Genomic DNA, 21,300 nt, shown 5'->3' with positions numbered 1-21,300 from the left:
CACGCACCTTCTATTCTGTCCCCGTGCGCGGCGAGCCCGCGTAGATGATTTTAGCATGGCTGGTAGGCGCCGCAGGCAAGCACCTGACGCTCACGGCTTTTGTCGCAGAATACGGTTATCCCCTTGAGCCCCATGCTATGGGCTTTCATATAAATATCCAGAACCGTATCGGGGGTTGCCGCCTCGGGCAGGTTCACCGTCTTTGACACCGCATTATCCACATGGTCCTGAAAGGCCTTCTGTATCCGGAGATGATAATCGGGAGAGACTTCGTACGCTATGCGGAAGAGTCGTTTCATCTCTTCCGGATCAACCTTGTCCATGAACTCCCTATAGATCGGATCGACGATCTCTACAGTAAGCCCCCCGAAGAGGATTCTTGAGTAGCGCGTATCATAGATGGGCTCTATGCCGCCAGAGGTGCCTGCGATGATGCTCAACGTTCCTGTGGGGGCGATAGTGGTCGTCGTGGCGTTTCGCTGGGGCAGTCCCTGCTTATCCCTCAGGCTACCCTTCCAATTGGGGAATACGCCGCGTTTGCCGGCGAGTTCCTTTGAAGCCTCTTTGGATTCTCTGTCGATAAAGCTCATCACGTCCTCGCCAAAACGCACGGCCTCCGGCGAATCATACGGTATGCCGAGCCTGATCAGCATATGGGCGAAGCCCATCACGCCGAGGCCGATTTTCCGGTTGGCCCGCGTGATCTTCTCGATCTCGTAAAGAGGGTGCTTACTCACTTCAACCACGTCATCGAGGAACCTGACCGAGCGATGAGTAAGCTCTTTCAACCTGTCCCAGTCGATGCTTTGGCCTTTAACGATCTTTGCAAGGTTGATGGAACCGAGACAACAGGACTCATAGGGGAGGAGCGGTTGCTCGCCGCAGGGATTCGTGGCCTCCATCTCGCCCACCTGAGGTGTGGGGTTTGCCCGATTTATCACGTCGATAAAGATGATGCCCGGCTCTCCTGACGCCCAGGCGGATTCGGCAATGAGCTTGAGCAGTTGCCTGGCTAAGACCGTCCTCGTCTGTCTACCGGTCCTCGGATTTATGAGTCCGAACAGATCGTCCTTTTTACATGCTTCTATGAAGGCGTCGGTTACGGCGACGGAAAGATTGAAATTGGTCAATTCCTGAGGGTTTTTCTTGACGGAAATGAACTCCTCTATGTCGGGGTGGTCTACGCGTAAAATACCCATGTTCGCCCCGCGCCTTGTCCCGCCCTGCTTGATCACTTCTGTGGCCATATTGAAAACCCTGATGAAGGAGACGGGCCCGCTTGCCGCTCCCATAGTGGATGCCACGATATCGTCCTTGGGTCTTAGCTTCGAAAAAGAGAACCCCGTGCCGCCGCCTGTCTGATGTATCTTTGCCGTCTCTTTCACGGATTCGAATATGGAATCCAGGGAGTCGTGAACAGGCAGCACAAAGCACGCGGCGAGTTGTCCTAATTCCCGCCCCGCGTTCATGAGGGTAGGGGAATTGGGGAGGAATTCGAGATCATGCATCATCCGGAAAAAACCCTCGGCTACCTCCTCGCGCTCTTCTTTCGCCAAGCCCTCCTCGGCGAGCGCTACCGCGCGGGCAACCCGCTCAAACATCTCTTCCGGTGTCTCAATAGCCTTGCCGTTCTTGTCCTTGGTCAAATATCTCTTTGAAAGCACGATGCGTGCGTTCTCGTCGAGCGCCATCCTGTCTTCTTCCATATATTGATTGTAGTTTCGTCCTTAAAGCCTGTCAAGGCTTGCTGCCGTTCATGCAAAAAAGCTCAATCGAAGCCGCGCTTGCATTAATCTTGCCGCGGATATACAATATTTGTCACTGTCTATGTACAAAGAATACTTTGATCTTAAGGAAAACCCGTTTTCCATCGCGCCGGACCCGCATTATCTTTACCTGAGCGAGGGACACCGGGAGGCCCTGGCCCACCTCGTCTACGGCATAAATAGTGATGGGGGCTTCGTCCTGCTCACCGGCGAGGTGGGCACAGGCAAGACCACGGTCTGTCGCTGCCTGCTCGACCAGATGCCGGAAAACGCCGACATCGCCTTTATCCTCAATCCGAAATTGACCGTTGATGAGCTCCTCGCCAGTATCTGCGACGAGTTCGGCATCGCCTATCCTGAGGGTAACAAGAGCGTCAAAGTCTTTGTGTCGGCGATCAACGATTTCCTCTTGAGCGCCCACACGCGAGGCAGAAGGGCCATTCTTATTATCGAGGAAGCGCAGAACTTGAGCGTCGACGTGCTCGAACAGATACGCCTTCTCACCAACCTCGAGACAAACCAGCGCAAACTGCTCCAGATTATTATGCTGGGGCAGCCGGAACTGAGAGACATGCTCGAAAAGCCTGAGCTGCGGCAGCTCTCGCAGCGCATTACCGCGCGATACCACCTGGGCCCTTTGACCAGGGAAGAGGTCTCGGCGTACGTGAGCCACCGGTTGTCGATCGCCGGGTATCCTCGCGGCCAACTCTTTCCTCCACCTGTGCTTAAACGACTGATCCGCTTAAGCAAAGGCATACCACGACTCATCAATGTGATATGCGACAGGGCGTTGGTCGGGGCCTTTGTTGAGGGTAAAGAGCGGGTCGATAAGAAGACGCTTGTCAAAGCTGCCCGCGAGGTAAGGGGCAGGAATGCTCCTCGATGGTTCGCCCGGAAGGCCTATCAGGCGGCCTTTGTTGCGCTCATTGTCGTTCTCTGTCTTGCGCTCGCGGCTCTCTATTTACTTCCCGGATTCAAACTGCCGGTGACTGCTGGTGCAAGAGGCGTTGCCCAAGGAGAGACCCCCGCGATAAAGACCGACCAGGTCACGCCCGTCACGCTCAATCGGCCCCTAAGCACCACCGGATCGGCAACGAGAGATTTAGCCTACGGGGTCCTTTTCAGCAAGTGGCAGATTGCCTATGATCCGAAAGACAGGCGCGACGCCTGCGAGCAGGCGAAAAGACAGGGGCTCCAATGCCTGGAGGAGACAGGTAGCCTGATTGGGCTTAAGCAGATGAATAAGCCGGCTGTTCTGAAACTGATCGATGAAAAGGGCGAATACTACAGTGCGATGACATCGATAAAAGCGGATACGGCGATCTTTATGGTCGGTGACGAAACAAGGATAGTCGACGATAAGGAAATAGCAAAGCGCTGGTCTGGGGATTATACGCTGATCTGGCGTGCGCCGGCCGGATATACCGGGGAGTTGAAACCGAAAAGCAGGGGACCCCTCGTGTTGTGGCTTGACGAGCAGCTTTCGCGGCTTAAAGGGCAGCCGCTTAAAGCAGGACGCAAGCCCGTGTACAGCGATGAGATCACAAAAGAAGTGAAAGAGTTTCAGATTACCGCAGGACTGACGCCCGACGGGATAGCCGGAGCCAAAACGATCATCTGCCTCACGGACGCGATGGATAACGGCGGGCCTCAGCTTGAGAAGAGAAAGGGAGATCATCCGGATGTCCTACATCCTTGAGGGTCTAAAGAAGCTTGAGGAGCAACGTCAGCGGGAAGGCAAGCCGAACCTTCTTGCATTTCGCGGGCAAGCTGCGGGGGTCACTAAGAGAAGGCCTCTCTGGCTTTACCTGATTCTCGCAGCCCTCATTCTGAATGCGGTGGTTATCGTGTGGCTTACACATCCCTGGCGGCCGGCCGAACGATCCGTTGCAGTACAGCATCGGGTGGTGGGTAGTAGGCTGTCGGCCATGGACAAAGAGAGTAAACCGGCAGGTGAGAAGCAACTCCCTTTAGAACCCGTGAGACCGATCCAACCTCACGAAGCAGCTTTGCAATCCCCGGGTGTTATCGGACCTAAGGCGCACCCGGCAGCGACGCACAACGGGGATATGCCGCAGAGGCCCGTCACTCAGGCGCCTTCGTCAGAATTGGCGAGAACCCCGAGAGCTACGGCGAACTTACCGGGCGAGACTTTAAGCGGAGGAACATCAAAAGAAACGAGTCAGGGCGCGCTACCTCGCGCGACACCTGAAGCCACGGGCGCACTGCCGCCTCTCAAGATGTCTGTGCACTATTACGTGAGCGACCCCAAATCACGGTTCGTGAGGATCAATGACAGGATCATCCACGAAGGCGACGAGCTCTCTGACGGCGTGAAGATGGAAGAGATCACTGAGGAAGGGGCAGTACTCAGTTACCATGGCCGTCGTTTCCGCATGGGGATCAACGAGAACCGTTGATTGTGACCTCGCCTGACCAAATGTAGAACACCATTGAGAGAGCCTGGAGGAAGGAAGCTGGCTAAAAAGAGCGCGGGACTCCTGATCTATCGTTTCACAGATCGTGGAATCGAGGTATTTCTCGTCCATCCGGGCGGACCATTCTGGGAAAAAAAGGATGAGGGGGCATGGTCGATACCCAAGGGAGAATATGAAGCGGATGAGGACCCTTTTCAGGCGGCCAGAAGGGAGTTTAAAGAGGAGACGGGCTTTGATGCGCCCTCTGGTACGGTATACCGTCTTGAACCCGTGAGACAGCCAAGTGGAAAACTGATAAGCGCGTGGGCCGTTAAGGGAGACTTTGATGCGCTAGCGGTGGTCTCCAATTCCTTCACCATGGAATGGCCTCCAAAATCAGGCAAGGTGCATGAATTTCCTGAAGTGGACAGGGCACGGTGGTTCGATCTGGAAACGGCGAAGACAAAAATTATCAGGGGACAGCTTGGCTTTGTTATCGAGCTCGAAAACACGCTGTCATAGGCCAGATCGCCAATCCAATCTGCTATCTCCCGGCGCCAGGAGTGAGGCCATGTGAACGCGATGTATAGGAAGCTATCGTGCTGAGAAAGTTGTTTCATTTTTCCGGAATTGTGATCCCTCTTACCTACTTTCTGACAGATAAGAAGAGCGCCCTTTTCCTCGCGGCGGGTGTGCTCGTTCTCGATATCATACTTGAGACCATGAGAATTAAGGGTCACTTCAAACTTGCCTTCATCGAAAGGAACATGAAGGAATCGGAAGACAAAAGGCTCTCCGGTACCTTCTTCTATATGCTTTCGAGCCTTGCGACTATAGCATTCTTTGAAAAGACCGTGGCCCTTTCGGTCCTCTGCATCCTTTGCACGGCGGACCCTCTCTCATCGCTTGCAGGAACAAAGTTCGGCAGGGTGCGTCTTTTAGGGAAATCCCTGGAAGGGACCGTAACCTTCTTCGTTGTTTCATTTTTCATACTGCGTTTATTCGCTTTCGCGACTCCCGCTGCCCTTGCGGGCGCGACTGTCGCGTGTCTCACGGAACTGTTTTCGTCACGCATCATCGACGACAACCTTTCGATCCCGCTCGTAACCGCACTCGCCCTCACGCTTTTGACCCGTTTTTGATCTTAACGTCCTGCTATTACGCACGTGAGTGTGGCGCCGACTTAAGATGGCAGGTTTCATTTGAAACGAGCACTGTGGTCCTGCCATCCTTGTTTTTGAGAAGGGTAACAGAACCCGGGTCGAACTGCATATCCCAGAAGTGGCTGCTCGATATATTCAGCAGGTGAAGCACGGCGAGCTTTAAGATGATCCTGTGCGTTACAAGCACCACATCATCTTCTCGCTTGGAGAGCAGCACACCCAGTGTTTCGGCCAATCTCCTTCTCACAATGGAAAGGCTTTCACCCCCGGGAATCTTAAGCTTATGCGGCGTATTTCTCCATTTTTCAAAATCACCGGGATAGCGTTTTTGCACCTCATTCAGGGTGAGGCCTTCCCAGGCGCCGAAGCTCATATCGCTCAGCCCCTCGACTTTTTCAACAGGTACGCGTGCTATCTGGCTGATCTTTTTCGCGGTATGCCATGCCCGTTCAAGCGGGCTTGCGAGTATGCGGCCGATCCGTTTATCCGAAAAATAGTCGCCTGTCCTTTCGGCCTGTTCTCGTCCGAGAGCGTTAAGCGGGATGTCCTTTTTTCCCCTGAATATCTCCTGCGCTCCCTCACCTGTTTGCCCGTGCCTTACCAGGTAGATGTACATTGTGCACGCGTTCCCTGTTTCATATGAGGAGCAAAAATCGCCCGATGCTCCACGCGATACCGGTCTTGCGCCGCTATTTCTTCAAGTAATCCTTCATGATCTTCATGGAGCAGTATTCGCCGCACATGCTACATACGTCGTCACGGAGTTTTCTCTGTTTTCTGAACGCCCTGATCTTATCCGGATCGATGGCATATTTGATCTGGCCGTTCCAGTCGAGGGCCTTCCTGCAGGTCGACATGGCCCGATCGCGGGCAAATGCCTGGTCGCTGCCGCGGCCGAGATCCGCTGCGTGCGCCGCTATCTTAGTTACGATCACGCCGTCACGCACGTCCTCAAGGGTGGGAAGCCCAAGATGTTCCGACGGGGTTACGTAGCAGAGAAAATCCGCCCCGTAGTATGCGGCAAGCGCTCCCCCGATGGCTGAAGTGATGTGATCGTAACCAGGAGCTATGTCCGTAACGATGGGCCCCAGCACGTAAAAGGGAGCTTCATTGCAAAGCTTCTTCTCAAGCACGATATTAGTTTCGATCTGGTTTATAGGCACATGACCAGGCCCTTCAATCATAACCTGAACGCCATTTTCTATCGCGTAAGCGCACAGTTCGCCAAGGATGATAAGCTCCTCGATCTGCCCCCGGTCTGTGGCGTCGGCTATGGACCCCGGGCGTAAACCGTCACCCAGGCTCAACGTCATATCATACTTCTTTGCAATCGCGACAAGCCTCGAAAAGTCTTCATAAAGGGGGTTCTCTCTGTTGTTGACGATCATCCATTCCGCGAGAAACGCTCCTCCCCGGCTTACGATATCGGTGACTCTTCCCTGCTTTTTAAGCGTTTCGACGGATTTTCGTGTGACACCGCAGTGGACCGTAATAAAGTCAACGCCATCAACGCCATGCTTCTCAATGACGTCGAATATGTCGTCGGGAGCCATCTTGGTTATTGTCCTTTTCTTCTTTACCGTTTCAACGGCGGCCTGATATATGGGAACCGTGCCGATGGGAATTCCGGCTTCACCTATGATGATCTTTCGTATCTCGTCGAGGTTGCCGCCCGTGGATAGATCCATGACGGCGTCAGCGCCGGCATCGCGCGCCATCTTCAATTTCTTGAGCTCATTTTTCACATCGATTCGCTCCGGCGATGTTCCGATATTTGCGTTGACCTTAACGCTTAGACCCTTGCCTACGCCCTTGGGGATGAAGGATTTGTGGAGGCTATTTGCAAGGATCACCGCTTTGCCGGATGCCACGTGCTGGCGTAGTACCTCCGCTTCGATTCCTTCGTCTTTGGCGACGCGCTTAAGGGTCTTAGTGATCATATCGGCGCGCGCAGCCGACAGTTGGTTCTTTATGTTCTTTTTCATGTTTAACCCTCCGGCCCTATGGCTCATTGCTGGATATCAGCGATCATCTTTTCAAGCAAAAATTGATTTGATCCATATGGCCTTACGTCCCGCTTTTTGAGGAAGGGCCTGGGCAAGAATTCCTTCCCGCCGCGGCCCTTCCAGTTTCCATTCATTGTCGACGAAGCGCCGGTGGGTGGCGCATCGCTATCACTTAAGCGTCCACGGGTTTCGATATTCTCTTCAGAATAATAGAGCCGATGCCTGAAAGGATAGAGGCCACCCCGATAACTGAACATGCTACTTCCCAGCCGATTTGGAAACCATGAGATTTGGCATAAGCCAAACCGAGCGCAGTGATGAAGGTCGGTCCTATGAGACCGCCGACCCCTTTTGCCGTATACATAACGCCGTAGTTTGTGGACAAATACTTCTCGCCGTAACGGTCGGCCGTAAGGGGTGGAAAGAAAGCGAACATCGGACCCGTGCAGAAAAATGCCGCAGTTACCACGATCATGAAGCCGTACGGATTGTGTGAACAAAAAGGCAAAAGGATGTAGAGGATTCCGCACAGCACAAAGTCGATAAACATCGCGTTCTCCCTGCCGGTCTTATCCGATATTATGCCCCAGACGATCCTCCCGAGTCCGTTTGCGGCAGTGAATGCCGTGAACGTGATGATGAAAATATTCGAGGGGACCTTGTAGTCGTTCGCCATGAGCTTTATGTTGGGGCTCAAGAACATATAACCGATCGCCATGAGTACAAACGAGATATAGATCAGATAGAACTGGCCGGTCATGAACATTTGCCCGGGGCTGCAACTCTTGGCCTGGGTTGCCTTGGGAGTGCCTGGATCAGCCGCCTTTGCTTGAGAGGGGACCTCGGGAAATTTGAGGACTTGCGCTACGGCGAGCAACACCACCGCAAACCCGATGCCGGTATAGAGGAAAGCTGTCTTGTAGCCGTACCTCGCCACGAGGATAGTAATAAGCCATCCGAAAAGGGCAGCGCCGGAGCCGAAACCGCAGGCCATGATACCGGAAGCTGACCCCCTCTTTTTAGGAAACCATTTCAAGGATGCCGCGATGCCGCCCGTGTACACAAAGCTTGCCCCGATACCTGAAAACCCGTAAAAGATACAGATGGGCAGTACTTTGTCCTGGGCGCCGATGCCCCCCCAGCCCACCGCCACCAGTACGGCGGCGACCGAGAAGAATATTCTTGTGCCGAATTTGTCTATCAGGTAGCCACTCAGAGGCCCCGCAAAGGTCATGCACGCGACAAATGTAGCAAAGGCCGTTTGAATGCCCACCTTGGAAAATGTTGGATTAGATTTGAGAATGTCAGGAACAAAAAGACCCCACGCATACTGAAGACTCGATATCATTACCATACCCACAACCCCGGCTATGAGCATTACCCAGGCGTTGTTCATGAAACCCGTTTTCACAGCGTCCCCTTTTTCCATTTTCTTCCTCCGTGATCTTTAGTGTAAGCTTTTCACATTCGATTCCCTTTTCCTGTAAGAGCTGTTGCGATACCCCAGCACATCACGGGTTGGGGTATCGCAACCGAACATTCCCACCAAGCTGTCGCGGCGCCAATTAGGCCGTCTGCTTAGGTGTGGGAATGGGAGCTTCCACGGCGACCGCCTTGATCCTCTGTATCTTCTCGTCCACAAAGGCCTGCATCCTCGCTATATGTTCCGGCTTGAGGTGCGTGAAACGGCCCTGGTATTTCATGTACTCGCCAACGGGTTTGTAGGCCTTCGGGATATGGGAATATTTGTATGTCCCGTTCTCCCATTCGTAGAGCGTCCACATGCCTGTCTGAACGGCGAGCCGCCCCATCTCGAGAGTCAGCTTCTCGTCGAACCTCCACCCTTTGGGGCATGGCGCGAGCATATGGAGAAAGGTCGGCCCGTCAACGTTTAGCGCCTTACGCACTTTGTTCATGAGGTCAAGGGGATAAGAGACGCAGGTGGTGGCAACGTATTTCACGAGCGGGTGTCCTCCGATCACGAGTTGGGGCGGGTCCTTGGGGAAGAGCGTCTTGCCCTCAGGAATCTCCTTGCCAGGCGGGGTAAAGGTAGTATTTGCGCCATACGGTGTGGTAGGTGAGGTCTGAATACCGGTATTGGCATAGGACTCGTTGTCGTAGCAGATAAAGAGCACGTCATGACCGCGATACATCAAAGCGGACATTGCCTGGAGTCCGATGTCGACCGAACCGCCGTCACCCGCCATGACAATCACATTGGGAAACGGACCATCATACTTCTTTTTGCGGGCCAGCGTCTTGAAGGCTGCCTCGATGCCTGACGCGACGGCGCCGCCGTTCGTGATCTGTGAGTGGATCCACGATACCGCATAAGGCGTGCAAAGATAGCTGGAGTTGGCCACGTACATGCAGCCCGTGGGCCCGATGAAGATTGTGTGCTGGCCGGCTGCTTTTGCCACGAGACGATAATTGAGGGCCGGTCCGCATCCGGCGCACGTCCTGTGCCCCGGCACATACATCTCTTCCCTGGGCGCGCCTCGCAGAGATTTAATCGGTTCTAAGATCTGTTTTTTATAATCAAAGGCTTGCATAATTTGACACCTCCCTGTGGATCATATTTTTATGCTTCTTCTTCAAATCCGACCCAGTACACTTTCTGGCGGGTTTTCTTTTCCTGAACCATCTGTTTCAATATCTTCGCCATATAGTAAAAGTCTTCCAGGAGGATGACATCGCCGCCGAGACCCGCCATGAAAGAAGTGATGAACGGTCTCTTATCGAGCTCGTACAGTGATGCGCTCACCTCGTGGATCAAGTTTCCGCCTCTGGTGGCGCCGCCGTAGGAGGTGCTCGTTTCTACTGTGGCAACTGCTTTGGTATTGGCAAGCGCCTGCATAATCTGGTCAGTCGGCCAGGGTCTGATCCACCGGGGTCTTACCATGCCGGCCTTCAATCCCTGATCTCTCAAATGGCGGATGGCCGATTTACACGTATTAGCGTGGGCGCCCTGGATGAAGAAGGCCACTTCCGCGTCGTCCATCATGTACTTCTCAAGCCATGGGTCCAGGTTGCGCTTGAATATCTTGTTGTAATCGGCCACGGCCTCTTCGATCACCTTTGGAACGTCCAGAAAAGTCACGGCCCGCTGAGCATCCATAGGCGCTCCCTGGTCCGGCCTGATCTGCGGTCCATGAGAAACGGGACAGGTAGGGCTTAAGGGGTGCGGAGCTTTGAAGGGTGGCAAAAACTCTCTTACCTGTGATAATTCAGGCAGTATGACCTTATCTGGAATATGGGATAGGAAATATCCATCCTGACATACAAACTGCGGCAGCATAACACGGGGATCTTCCCCGACTCTGAAATTGATCAGGGTATTGTCGAACACCTCCTGGGGTGTAGCGGCCCATCCCATGAGCCAGCCCTGATCCCTCGCTGACATTGCATCAGTATGTTCAGAGCCGAAGTCACCCGGCGGGTCGAGGGTCCTGTCAGCGATGGCCATCTGCAGGGGATAACGACCGCCGGCCACCGGACTATATACCTCAAAGGCATAGGTGACGCCAACACCAGAACTGCCTGTGTAGGCACGAGCTCCGGCAGCGGAGGCTCCGAGAGCTATAGAAACCTGGGCGTGCTCGCCTTCACCGTGTATGAACTCACAATCGAGTTCACCGTTGGCGATTATCTTGGCAAGTTCCATCATGATGGCCGTATAGGGACGAATAGGGAATGAAGCGGTAACCTCTATTTCTGCAAATTTTGCTCCCTGGGCAGCTGCAGCGCAGCCGCTAAGCATCTTTTCTTGAGCCATAATATTTCCTCCTTCCTAAAAGGGTTTTTCCAGGCGCACAACCCCGTCCGGAAAATCGAGTTCGGGGGCTGCGGACAGCGCATCTGACGGACACTCATTGATACAGATCTGGCAGCCTTTGCAGAACTTCCAGTTCCATTCCATATGATCTTCTTTTTCATTAAAAGACCAGCAGGAGTCCGGGCATGCAGCGTAACAGGTAAAACAGCGGGTACATTTTTCATGGTCGATAATCGGGCGGACAATCCTCCAGTTAGATGTGATGAAAAGCTCCTGTTGCTGTACCGGAGCCGGAGTGATTGCCCCGAAAGGGACTTCTCTATCCTTAGGGATTTTTATAGCCATAGTGCTCTCCTTTTTAATGATGTGTTAACGTCGAACCCCATGTTTTTCAGGTCCCCCATGAGTACTCGGCACGTTGTTTACGAAACTTCTCGAACTTTACCTCGCTGAAGCCGCGCTCCATGGCCGCCACATCGCTTACAACTTTGGCAAGGTTCTCTTTCTTCGCCATACCCGTCACTTTGGCCATTGCCCCGAGGATCGGCGCCGCGATGCCGGCCCCTATGCCGGAAGCATCGACGCCGCCTTCCGATCCGGAAAAATCGACGGTCCGTATGCCTGAGATGCCGTCTGCATCAACGGTAGCAACGGCCCCCAAAATATCGGCGTTAGGGATGAACTGGAGCATGTAATTAATGGGACGATTTGTGTTGATGATGAGCAATCCCCCCTCGGGCATGCCCTTGAGAATATTGATTCCTTTGACGATCGTCGGTTCGGCGATGACTACCACATCAGGATGGGCATTGGTATAGAGGTATTTCATCTCTATCTCCTCATCACTGATTCTCACATACTTCCTGGTGGTTACCAGCACGCGATCAGGCAGGTCTTCGTAATTGTCAAAAGCCTGGACGAATTTTCCTTCCATCTTCGCTGCCTGGCCAAAGGCGTTGGCGATATCGCGCGCTTCTTTGTCCATCACCACCCCTCGTGTCCAAACGGTTATTTCAGTTACTTTAGCCATAAACCTCTACCTCCTTCGATTAAGGTTTGATCAGCCTTTGGTTGATCCCAAATAAACCGGAACATTAACGCGCTCGAATCTGCGAGGCAGATTCAACGCGTATCAGACTTCCGTCTCACCTCCTTCTCTCTGCTTGAATACGGCATCCTCCACCTCCTCCAAATGACGTCGCATGGCCTGTTTCGCGGCTGTCCCATTGCGGGTTTTGATGGCCGCAAGGATAGCTCTGTGCCCGGCGAGCGATTTTCGTTTCCTCTCTTCGCTCTGAAGGTATTCCTCACGGGTCCTGCGAAGAATCCTTACCAGGGCCATGAGCAGGCGTTCCAGGACCTTGTTTTTAGACATTTGGGCCAGGGCATAATGAAAGTTGGAATCCGTCTTCACGGGGTTCTTCCCCCCTTCGAGGCTTTTGTCCTGCTTGTTTACGATATCCTCCAGATCGCGGATCGCCTTTTGCGTGGAATGTTCCGCAGCAAGTTTGGCGATTTCCGGTTCAAGAATTTTGCGTAACGTGAAGATATCGATGATGTCATCTTTTTCGTGGAAGATGGATTGAGCCAGGGGCTTAACGATGGCCTCTTCGCTCGTGGCCATGACGTAAGTGCCGTCACCCTGGCGTCTCTCTACGAGGTCCTGGGTCTCCAGTGAGAGGATTGCTTCGCGCACCGTGGAGCGGGATACCTTGAAGGTCTCCGAAAGCTCCTTTTCGTTGGGAAGCTGGTCGCCATGCTTGAGCCTTCCCTTTTCGATGAGCGTCCTGATCTGGGTCACGATGTCCTCGTAGGCCCGTTTCTTCCTCACTTCTTTGAGCATGGGTGATGTCCCTCCTTAACGTTGTGCGTCTTCTGTGGCTTGCTTGAAATGCCGGGCGCTGATGACAAAGTCCGCCGGTGATCCCGCCTTTAGTTGAATAGATTCGCTGATTGCCATCATGGCGGCGGCACGGCAGATGGAGGCGATCTGGGAGCCTGCCATGTTTGTAGTGAGGCCGGAGAGCTCCTCCAGGTTGACATCACTATCAAGCGGTCTCCCCCTCAGATGGACTTTCAGTATCTCGAGCCGGTCGTCTTTATCCGGCATGGGGAACCTGAGAATGTAATCGAGCCTGCCCGCGCCCAAGATCCCGGGATCAAGGATATCCTCCCGGTTCGTGGCGCAAAGAACGATGACCTGGGAGAGGTCGCTTAAGTTGTCGAGTTCATTTAAGAACTGTGTGACCATGCGTTCGGCCACGGCACCGCCTTCGCTTACGGTGCTTCGCGTTGTGCCGAGTGTATCTATCTCATCAAAGAAGAGGATGCACGGTGCAGACTGTTTTGCTTTTCTGAATATCTGATGGAGCGCCTTTTCCGATTCGCCGAGCCACTTGGAGAAAAGGATGGGCACACTGATCGAGATGAAATTGAGTCCTGTCTCACCCGCCAGGGCTTTTGCCATCAATGTCTTGCCCGTGCCCGAGGGTCCGCTAAAAAGCACTCCTTTGGGCGGGAGCACCTTGCCCGCCGCGAATAGTTCCGGATATTTTGTAGGCCAGTCAACGATAGCGACGAGAGAGCGCTTGATTGCGCTAAGGCCTCCCACGTGGTCCCATTTTACGGTGGACCTCTCCGTGGAGAATTCTCTCGTTGCCGTTGGTTCCACCTCTCTCAGGCCTGTAAGAAAGTCTTCCATGGTAATATGGAGCGGTTCGTTGCTCGTAAGCATTGCGTCGATATGGTTCTCGCCTTCAAGGGAGAGGTATCTTCTGAGTGCTACCATGCCGGCTTCCTTACACAGGGCCTCCAGGTCGGCCCCCACAAATGCGTGGGTGATGCCGGCGAGACGATCAAGGTCCACATCCGTGTCGAGAGGCATGCGACGACTGTGAATATTAAGGATCGCTTTTCTTCCCTCCACGTTCGGTACGGGAATGACGATTTCGCGGTCAAAGCGGCCCGGTCTGCGCAGCGCCGGATCGATGACCTCCGGAATATTCGTGGCGCCGATGACGATCACGTGTCCGCGTGAGACCATGCCGTCCATGAGGGCAAGGAGCTGAGCTACCACCCTTTTTTCCACGTCTCCCAACACCTCAGCGCGTTTGGGTGCGATGCCGTCGATCTCGTCGATGAAGATGATGCTCGGCGCCTTGAGGCTCGCCTCTTCGAATATCTCTCTCAGTTTTGCTTCGCTTTCCCCGTAGAATTTTCGGATGATTTCAGGCCCATTGACCTTGATGAAATGGAGCTTTGTTTCACTCGCAATGGCGCGGGCAATAAGGGTCTTTCCCGTGCCCGGAGGTCCGTAGAGAAGTACCCCCTTCGGCGCCTCTATGCCGAGCTTCTCAAAGGCCTCAGCGTAGCGGAGTGGAAGCTCTACCATCTCCCTCACAAGCTTAAGCTCATTTTCGAGGCCGCCTATGTCTTCATAGGAGATGCGTGAGGGCCCTTCCAGCACAAAGTCGGGCTTCTTCAAGACAAATTTGGTTTTCTGATTGATGATAACCCCACCGGTCGGAGCGGTCGCCTCTACCAAGAAGAATCGCTCTTTGCCAGCGAGGAATGGAATGTTGATCTTATCGCCCATGATGACGGCCAGGCCCTGCAACACATGCGCGAAGTGCTCGAGGTCCCTCTCTTCCGGTAGTGTACTGGTAAAATCGAGAGTGGTGATGACCACGGTGACGGCTGTCTTTCGGGAAAGCTTTTTTACCTTTACGGTTCCTCCCATAGCGGTCTTTGCGTTGTCCCGGGTGATGCCGTCAATCTGAATCATTTTTTTTGCTTGCGAATCGGGGAGGGTACCGGTGATTCTGGCCACGGTGCTCTTGTCTCCGCTAATCTCTATAACATCGCCGAGCACGCCATTTATGGCCTTGATGTCTTCCGGATTGAGCCGGGCGAGACCCTTTCCGACATCATCGGCAAAGGCCTCGGTGACCTTGAGATTTACCACTGTGTCCATTAAAATCCTTAAATGCCGGAGACTTAGAGTGGTCTAAACATCAGATGATATTATAAACAGATGATCTCCAGCCAGTCAAGCACATTCTTCAAATCACCTGTGAACGGGCCCTCTCCCCCTACCCCTGGGTCCTATGATTCTGCTGCATGTCTTACGTTCATTGTCTCCTCGATCGCGAGACCGGTATAGGACGCCTCTTCATTACGGGTGCGTATTCGGGGCCATCAAATATGAGTCAACGATCTCTGCATCACCACCCTTTGGGTAACAGTTCTTATAAGGCAATTCGCAAACGCGAAAATCCTTTTTCTTTCCTCCAAACTGCTTTATAATTAACTAAATGCGACATGATCCGGCGAGCAATTTGAAGTAATGGCTAGGGATTGAATAACACGTGGCGCTCCATGGGGGCAGGCCAATGAATCGGACTGATAATTTAGAAGGCCGAATAAAGGCGCTTGAGACGTACGATCAAAGCGCAACGAGGGGAAATCTCTATGAAAAAGAATAAAGAACCCGACAAAAAAGAACCCGACAAAAAAGAACCCAACAAAGACGAAAGCCAGACAGCCTCGAGTTCGCAGGCAGTTAATGTCGGTGAAGGTATGTCCGAAGGTGAAGGGGTCGTGGGGAAGTTCCCCATCGTGGGCATAGGCGCCTCAGCCGGCGGCCTCTCCGCCTTCGAGGCCTTCTTCTCCGGTATGTCCGCCGACGTCGAACCTGGCATTGCTTTCGTGCTCGTGCAGCATTTGGCCCCGGACCACAAGAGCATCCTTACCGAACTTGTGAGGCGGTATACGCGCATGAAGGTCGTGGAGGTCACGGATGGGATGGAGGTCGAGCCGAACTGCACCTATATCATCCCCCCGGGCAGAGATATGGCCTTCATAGGCGGAGCCCTCCAGCTGTTTGAGCCCTCAGCCCCCCGTGGCCAGCGGCTTCCCATCGACTTTTTCTTCCGCTCTCTTGCCCAGGACCTGCATGAGCGGGCCATCGGCATCGTCCTCTCAGGGACAGGCAGCGACGGCACGTTAGGTGTGCGCGCCATCAAGGGCGAGGGAGGCATGGTCATGGCCCAGGATCCCGCCAGCACGGAATATGACGGCATGCCGCGCAGCGCCATTGCCACGGGACTTGTGGACTATGAGCTCGCGCCCTCAGAGATGCCCTCCCAGCTCATCGCATACGTGACCCACGCCTTCGGCAAACCTCCTGTGGTGGCTGGCGCCCGCGAGGCGCGGACCGAAGGCTCGCTCAAGAAGATCTTTGTGCTGGTGCGTTCCCAGACGGGCCACGATTTCTCGCAGTATAAGCCGAGCACCATCAGCCGGCGCATCGAACGGCGCATGGCCGTGCACCAGATCGACAGCTTAGATGGGTACGTGGGTTTCTTGCAGCGCACACCGGCGGAGGTGGATGCCCTGTTCCGCGATCTGCTCATCGGTGTCACCAGTTTCTTCCGCGATCCCGAGGCCTTCCGCGCCCTGGAGGAGAGGGTGATCCCGAAAATCTTCGCAGGCAGACCACAAGACTCCACAATCCGCGTATGGTCGCCCGGATGCGCGACAGGTGAGGAGGCCTACTCCCTCGCAATTTTGCTCGCCGAGCAGCAGGAGGCCATCAAAAGGAGCTTCAAGGTGCAGGTCTTTGCGACCGACATCGACAGTGCCGCCCTTACCCAGGCCCGCTCCGGCGTCTACCCGGCGAGCGTGGCTTCCGACATCACGCCCGAGCGGCTCGCCCGTTTCTTCTCGATAGAGCCAGACGGCGCCGCTTACCGGGTTCATAAAGCCATACGGGACATGCTCGTCTTCTCCGAGCAGGATCTGATCAAAGATCCGCCCTTCTCCAAGCTCGACCTGATCAGTTGCCGTAACCTGCTCATTTACATGGATACGGAGCTCCAGAGGAAAATAGTCCCGCTCTTCCATTACGCCTTAAGCCCGGGAGGCTTCCTCTTCCTCGGAACCTCAGAAACCGTCTCCGAATTTACCGACCTCTTCGCTACCCTCGATCGCAAACTCAAGCTCTACCAGCGCAAAGAGGACTTACGCGGGGTCCAGCGTCAAGCGCTCAACCGGTTTCTCACCAATATGGGGGTGGATGCGGCGGCCCAGGCCGCGAGGGGCAGACCGGTCGCGATAACTAAGATGCCGCTTAAAGAACTCACCGAGCAGGCCTTACTCCACGAAACCGTCCCCGCGGCCGCCCTTGTCGGCACCCATGGGGACATCTACTTTCTGCACGGCCGCACCGGACAGTACCTGGAACCGGCCCCCGGGGACGCGCCGGTGACCAATATCCTGAAAATGGCCCGGGAGGGATTGAAGCGCGATCTGACGACGGCGCTCCACAAGGCCGTAACCGAGCGACAAACCATCCGTGTCCCGAACCTCACGGTCAGGACGAACGGCGATTCTGTTACGCTCAATCTCACGGTCAGGCCCCTCCAGACCGGTCTCATCGACGGTATTGACACACCGCTCTTCCTCGTGATCTTCGAACATGCCCAGCCTCCCGAGCATCACGAGTCCACGGCCTCCGCCCCTCCCCACGGGGAAGCCATAGACATGGATGCCCGTGTGCAGGTGCTTCAGGACGAATTGAGGGCCAAGGAAGAGCACCTCCAGACCACGACCGAGGAGCTGGAGACGGCCAACGAAGAGCTCAAGTCCTCGAACGAAGAGATGCAATCCGTAAACGAAGAGCTCCAATCCACGAACGAGGAGCTCGAGACCTCCAAAGAGGAGCTCCAGTCGGTGAACGAGGAGCTGGCGACCGTCAACACCGAGCTGCAGGCCAAAGTGAGCGACCTCACCCGTGCGAACAACGACATGAATAACCTGCTCGCCGGCACCGGCATTGCCACGGTCTTCGTGGACCACGCGCTCAGGATTCTGCGTTTTACCCCCCAGGCCACCCCCGCATCATCAACCTGATCCCGAGCGATGTCGGCAGGCCCGTGAGCCATCTCGTCTCCAATCTCATCGGATATGACCGTCTGGCGGATGACACCCGGGAAGTCCTCGATACCTTGATCGCGAAAGACGTGGAGGTTCAGACCAAAAGCGGGTTCTGGTATGCCATGCGCCTCATGCCTTACCGGACGCTCGACAACGTGATCGAGGGGGCGGTTCTTACCTTTGTCGATATCGACGCACTCAAAAGAACCCAGGAAGCGCTTGAGGAGAACGAAGCCCTCTACCGGGCCCTCGTCACGGCGAGCGCTGATGTGGTCTATCGCATGAACCCGGACTGGAGCGAGATGCGTGAACTCCACGGGCGCGATTTCATTCCCGATACAGACTCTCCAAGCCGTGCCTGGCTTAAGCGATACATCCTTGCCGAGGATCAGCCGAAGGTGCTCGCGGCGATCAACGAGGCGATCAAAACGAAAAGTACCTTCCGGCTGGAGCATCGCGTAATCCGCGTAGACGCGAGCCCTGGTTGGACATCCTCCCGCGCCGTGCCCCTGCTTGATGCGGACGGAGCCATTGTGCAATGGGTGGGTACCGCAACCGACATCTCCGAGCACAAGACGGCCGAGGAGGAACTCGCCCAGGATCTCAAGGCCATGGAGCTCCAGAGCGAGATAGGGTCGGCCTTCGTCCGACGGGAGGGCCCTGAGATCCTTTTGCAAAAGATCGTGGATGCGGCAGTCGCCGCTGCTCACGCGGACATGGGGACTATCCAGCTTGTCGATAGTGCATCCGGTACGCTTCAGATCAAGGCGCACCATGGCTTCGAAAAGCGGTGGATCGATTACTGGCAGAATGTCGGTAAGGGTAAAGGTGTCTGCGGGACCGCCATGGAGAAGGGGGAGCGGGTCGTGGTGGAAGACGTGGTGACCAGCCCCATCTTCGAAGATCCGGAGGCACAGAAGATCATGCGTGAGGCAGGGGTTAAGGCCGTGATCTCAACTCCGCTCACCGGATCGGACGGCCGTGCGATCGGGATGTTCTCCGTCCACTACATTCTCCCCCACAAGCCCAAAGAGCGGGAACTCAATCGCCTGGACGTGATCGGGCGACTCGCCGTGGATGTGATCGAACGCATAAGGGCCGACGGGTATCTTGGCAGGGGTAAATCCAGGGCCTAAATTTGGGTGAGAATGCGCACCAAAAATGCAATGACGCAAGGGCCTTACGGTGAGGAGGGACCATGACGGAAGAGCGTGATCCGTCTAACGGCGAAAAGTCCCCGCCCCCCTCGGAGACCCCTTGTAACCTCACACGTCTGAGAAACGTGGCCGAGCCAAAAGCCAAACAGGTAGAGCTCTACGAGATTGAGACCCTGCCTCCCGAAGAGGTCCGCCGGATCCTCCATGAGCTTCGGGTGCATCAAGTCGAACTCACCATGCAGAATGAGGAGCTTCAGAAGACCCAGGAGCGGCTTGAAGCATCGAGGGCCAGATACGTCGAACTCTATGACCTGGCACCCATGGGTTATTGCACCATCTCTCATGAGGGGCTCATCCTCGAGGCGAACCTGACGCTTACCCGCCTTCTCGGGAGAGGGAGAAAAGAGCTTATCAACAAGATGTTCTCCCGGTTCATCGTGAAGCAGGATCAGGACTACTACTACCGTAAACTGCTCTACGAATCCGGATCGCCCCAGGCATGGGAATTAAGAATGCAAAGAAACGGCGGCGATCCCATCTGGGTCCGCCTCGAAGGAACATGCTCGAGAGACGAGAAAAACAGCCTGACCTGCCGTGTGGCGGTAAGCGATGTGACCGCCAGAAAAAAAGTGGAGGAGGAACTTACGCGGTACCGGGCGAACCTGGAAGAACTCGTAAAAGAGCGAACCGCGGAACTCGAGTCCGCGAACTCCCGACTTGCCTCCGAAATCCGGGTGAGAGAAGCGATTGAAGAAGACCTCCGCAAGTCCAGAGACGAACTCGAACTACGCGTGAAAGAGCGCACCAGCGAGTTGCGGAGCACCACCAATTCGCTCGAGACGGAAGTCCAGGAGCGTAAGCGCCTCGAGACAGAGCTCCGTCAGGCCCAGAAGATGGAAGCGCTGGGAACGCTCACGGGCGGCATCGCCCATGACTTCAACAACATTTTGGCCGGAATTATCGGATTCACTGAGATGACGCTCGATGATCTTTCTTCCGACAGTCCCGCACGTCGCTATCTGGAGCTCGTGCTCAAGGGTAGCTTCAGGGGACGCGACCTCATCAAACAACTGCTCTCATTCAGCCGCAAAGACGCATACGAAATAACCGCTCTAAGGCTCACGCCCATTATCGAGGAGACGGTAAAGCTCCTTAGGGCCTCGATCCCCGCGACGATCTCGATCAAGCTCAAGATCGCCACAACGTCAGACAATATCCTCGCCAATGCCACGGGGATCCAGCAGATTATCATGAACCTGGCCACCAATGCGGCTCACGCCATGAAGACAGACGGGGGTACCCTCTCCATAGCCTTATCCGATGCCCGGCCTGTGCGCGGCCTCGACTTAAAGGCCGGCAACTACCTTGAACTTTCGGTAAGGGACACGGGAGTGGGCATGGAGCAGGCCGTGTTAGAGCGGATATTCGAACCCTTCTTCACGACCAAGGAGGTAGGCCAGGGCACGGGCATGGGGCTTGCCGTGGTTTACGGGATCGTAAAAAGCCTGCAAGGGTATATCTCAGTAGAAAGCACGCCCGGAAAAGGCACCGCCTTCCACATTCTTCTCCCCAGGGCGAATACAGAAGAATCCTATGAACCAGTGGCTTCAGGGGCAGTGCCCACGGGTCACGAAACTGTCCTCTTCGTGGACGACGAAGAGATGCTCGCAGAATTGGGCAAGGAGATGTTAGAGAAGCTCGGGTATACCGTCACAGCTTTCACGAACAGTGCGGATGCCCTGAAGCTCGTCCTTGAGGACCCTTCCAAATTTGACCTTGTGATCACAGATCTGAGCATGCCCGGGCTCGCTGGATTGCACCTCGCCAAAGAGCTTCTCGCCGCGCGCCCTGGCCTGCCCATCATCCTCTGCACCGGACACGCCGACGACATCGACTCTGAATCAGCGAAACGCGCCGGGATCAGAGAGTTTCTCATGAAACCACTGGCAAAACGGGAACTCGCCGAGGCAGTAAGACGGACACTTGACCACAAACCTTAAGCCCAATTGTATTTGACCGCATAGCCGCCACGTTTCCCCCAATCTCAAACGTGATACCTTCAAAGGCGGATTTCACCGGC

The 21,300-nt window shown here is 54.9% G+C and carries 17 protein-coding genes; 7 read left to right on the top strand and 10 right to left on the bottom strand.

Annotated elements, in window-relative coordinates; genetic code table 11:
- Positions 1 to 50: 50 nt before the first annotated feature.
- A complete protein-coding gene (locus tag VMT62_02810) occupies positions 51 to 1,706 on the bottom strand; it encodes an adenosylcobalamin-dependent ribonucleoside-diphosphate reductase (GenBank protein ID HVN95335.1) in 1,656 nt (551 codons plus the stop codon).
- 109 nt (positions 1,707 to 1,815) lie between these two features.
- On the opposite strand from VMT62_02810, the gene VMT62_02805 reads away from it, so the two are divergent.
- The 4 genes from VMT62_02805 to VMT62_02790 all read left to right on the top strand — a co-directional run bounded on the left by VMT62_02805 (position 1,816) and on the right by VMT62_02790 (position 5,325).
- Positions 1,816 to 3,465, top strand: a complete 1,650-nt coding sequence (locus tag VMT62_02805; GenBank protein HVN95334.1) for an AAA family ATPase — start codon at positions 1,816 to 1,818, stop codon at positions 3,463 to 3,465.
- Positions 3,449 to 4,186, top strand: a complete 738-nt coding sequence (locus VMT62_02800) for a general secretion pathway protein GspB (protein HVN95333.1) — start codon at positions 3,449 to 3,451, stop codon at positions 4,184 to 4,186. The genes VMT62_02805 and VMT62_02800 overlap by 17 nt, the downstream gene beginning before the upstream one ends.
- 33 nt (positions 4,187 to 4,219) lie before the next feature.
- Entirely contained in the window at positions 4,220 to 4,705 is a 486-nt protein-coding gene (locus VMT62_02795; protein ID HVN95332.1) for an NUDIX domain-containing protein, read from the top strand.
- Between the two features lie 77 nt (positions 4,706 to 4,782).
- Positions 4,783 to 5,325, top strand: coding sequence for a hypothetical protein (locus VMT62_02790; protein ID HVN95331.1), 543 nt, complete (start codon positions 4,783 to 4,785; stop codon positions 5,323 to 5,325).
- A gap of 16 nt (positions 5,326 to 5,341) precedes the next feature.
- On the opposite strand, the gene VMT62_02785 is transcribed toward VMT62_02790, so the two are convergent.
- From VMT62_02785 to VMT62_02745, 9 genes are all read right to left on the bottom strand, one after another.
- On the bottom strand, positions 5,342 to 5,962 hold the full coding sequence (locus VMT62_02785) for a histidine phosphatase family protein (protein HVN95330.1): 621 nt from the start codon (positions 5,960 to 5,962) through the stop codon (positions 5,342 to 5,344).
- Between the two features lie 73 nt (positions 5,963 to 6,035).
- Entirely contained in the window at positions 6,036 to 7,331 is a 1,296-nt protein-coding gene (gene thiC / locus VMT62_02780) for a phosphomethylpyrimidine synthase ThiC (GenBank protein HVN95329.1), read from the bottom strand.
- Positions 7,332 to 7,524: 193 nt separating this feature from the next.
- Positions 7,525 to 8,781: an OFA family MFS transporter gene (locus tag VMT62_02775; protein HVN95328.1), complete on the bottom strand. Its 1,257-nt coding sequence runs from the start codon at positions 8,779 to 8,781 to the stop codon at positions 7,525 to 7,527.
- A gap of 136 nt (positions 8,782 to 8,917) precedes the next feature.
- The gene (locus tag VMT62_02770) at positions 8,918 to 9,904 is read right to left on the bottom strand and encodes a thiamine pyrophosphate-dependent enzyme (GenBank protein ID HVN95327.1); all 987 of its coding nucleotides are present in this window, start codon (positions 9,902 to 9,904) and stop codon (positions 8,918 to 8,920) included.
- A gap of 29 nt (positions 9,905 to 9,933) precedes the next feature.
- Positions 9,934 to 11,127, bottom strand: a complete 1,194-nt coding sequence (locus tag VMT62_02765; protein ID HVN95326.1) for a transketolase C-terminal domain-containing protein — start codon at positions 11,125 to 11,127, stop codon at positions 9,934 to 9,936.
- A 15-nt stretch (positions 11,128 to 11,142) separates the two neighbouring features.
- On the bottom strand, positions 11,143 to 11,472 hold the full coding sequence (locus VMT62_02760; GenBank protein ID HVN95325.1) for a 4Fe-4S binding protein: 330 nt from the start codon (positions 11,470 to 11,472) through the stop codon (positions 11,143 to 11,145).
- Between the two features lie 46 nt (positions 11,473 to 11,518).
- A complete protein-coding gene (locus VMT62_02755) occupies positions 11,519 to 12,157 on the bottom strand; it encodes a 2-oxoacid:acceptor oxidoreductase family protein (protein ID HVN95324.1) in 639 nt (212 codons plus the stop codon).
- Between the two features lie 102 nt (positions 12,158 to 12,259).
- Positions 12,260 to 12,970, bottom strand: coding sequence for a FadR/GntR family transcriptional regulator (locus VMT62_02750; GenBank protein ID HVN95323.1), 711 nt, complete (start codon positions 12,968 to 12,970; stop codon positions 12,260 to 12,262).
- 15 nt (positions 12,971 to 12,985) lie between these two features.
- On the bottom strand, positions 12,986 to 15,100 hold the full coding sequence (locus VMT62_02745; GenBank protein HVN95322.1) for an AAA family ATPase: 2,115 nt from the start codon (positions 15,098 to 15,100) through the stop codon (positions 12,986 to 12,988).
- A gap of 497 nt (positions 15,101 to 15,597) precedes the next feature.
- Between VMT62_02745 and VMT62_02740 the strand changes: the two genes are divergently transcribed.
- From VMT62_02740 to VMT62_02730, 3 genes are all read left to right on the top strand, one after another.
- Positions 15,598 to 18,039 carry a chemotaxis protein CheB gene (locus tag VMT62_02740; GenBank protein ID HVN95321.1) on the top strand — a complete coding sequence of 814 codons (2,442 nt, stop codon included), beginning with the start codon at positions 15,598 to 15,600 and terminating at the stop codon, positions 18,037 to 18,039.
- Positions 18,040 to 18,062: 23 nt separating this feature from the next.
- Positions 18,063 to 19,199: a GAF domain-containing protein gene (locus tag VMT62_02735; protein HVN95320.1), complete on the top strand. Its 1,137-nt coding sequence runs from the start codon at positions 18,063 to 18,065 to the stop codon at positions 19,197 to 19,199.
- Positions 19,200 to 19,261: 62 nt separating this feature from the next.
- Positions 19,262 to 21,220, top strand: a complete 1,959-nt coding sequence (locus VMT62_02730) for a response regulator (GenBank protein ID HVN95319.1) — start codon at positions 19,262 to 19,264, stop codon at positions 21,218 to 21,220.
- Positions 21,221 to 21,300 lie beyond the last annotated feature (80 nt).

The sequence above is a fragment of the Syntrophorhabdaceae bacterium genome (genome assembly GCA_035541755.1).
GTDB lineage: Bacteria > Desulfobacterota > Syntrophorhabdia > Syntrophorhabdales > Syntrophorhabdaceae > PNOF01.
The sequence above is the reverse complement of the archived record's forward strand: the minus strand, read 5'-3'. Positions and strand labels throughout refer to the sequence as shown.

Excerpts from the sequence above, each read along its gene's own strand:
- VMT62_02770 (HVN95327.1), bottom strand. The coding sequence starts at position 9,904 with ATGCAAGCCTTTGATTATAAAAAACAGATCTTAGAACCGATTAAATCT.
- VMT62_02745 (HVN95322.1), bottom strand. The coding sequence starts at position 15,100 with ATGGACACAGTGGTAAATCTCAAGGTCACCGAGGCCTTTGCCGATGAT.
- VMT62_02750 (HVN95323.1), bottom strand. The coding sequence starts at position 12,970 with ATGCTCAAAGAAGTGAGGAAGAAACGGGCCTACGAGGACATCGTGACC.
- VMT62_02800 (HVN95333.1), top strand. The coding sequence starts at position 3,449 with ATGTCCTACATCCTTGAGGGTCTAAAGAAGCTTGAGGAGCAACGTCAG.
- thiC (HVN95329.1), bottom strand. The coding sequence starts at position 7,331 with ATGAAAAAGAACATAAAGAACCAACTGTCGGCTGCGCGCGCCGATATG.
- VMT62_02775 (HVN95328.1), bottom strand. The coding sequence starts at position 8,781 with ATGGAAAAAGGGGACGCTGTGAAAACGGGTTTCATGAACAACGCCTGG.
- VMT62_02765 (HVN95326.1), bottom strand. The coding sequence starts at position 11,127 with ATGGCTCAAGAAAAGATGCTTAGCGGCTGCGCTGCAGCTGCCCAGGGA.
- VMT62_02740 (HVN95321.1), top strand. The coding sequence starts at position 15,598 with ATGAAAAAGAATAAAGAACCCGACAAAAAAGAACCCGACAAAAAAGAA.
- VMT62_02760 (HVN95325.1), bottom strand. The coding sequence starts at position 11,472 with ATGGCTATAAAAATCCCTAAGGATAGAGAAGTCCCTTTCGGGGCAATC.
- VMT62_02755 (HVN95324.1), bottom strand. The coding sequence starts at position 12,157 with ATGGCTAAAGTAACTGAAATAACCGTTTGGACACGAGGGGTGGTGATG.
- VMT62_02785 (HVN95330.1), bottom strand. The coding sequence starts at position 5,962 with ATGTACATCTACCTGGTAAGGCACGGGCAAACAGGTGAGGGAGCGCAG.
- VMT62_02810 (HVN95335.1), bottom strand. The coding sequence starts at position 1,706 with ATGGAAGAAGACAGGATGGCGCTCGACGAGAACGCACGCATCGTGCTT.
- VMT62_02730 (HVN95319.1), top strand. The coding sequence starts at position 19,262 with ATGACGGAAGAGCGTGATCCGTCTAACGGCGAAAAGTCCCCGCCCCCC.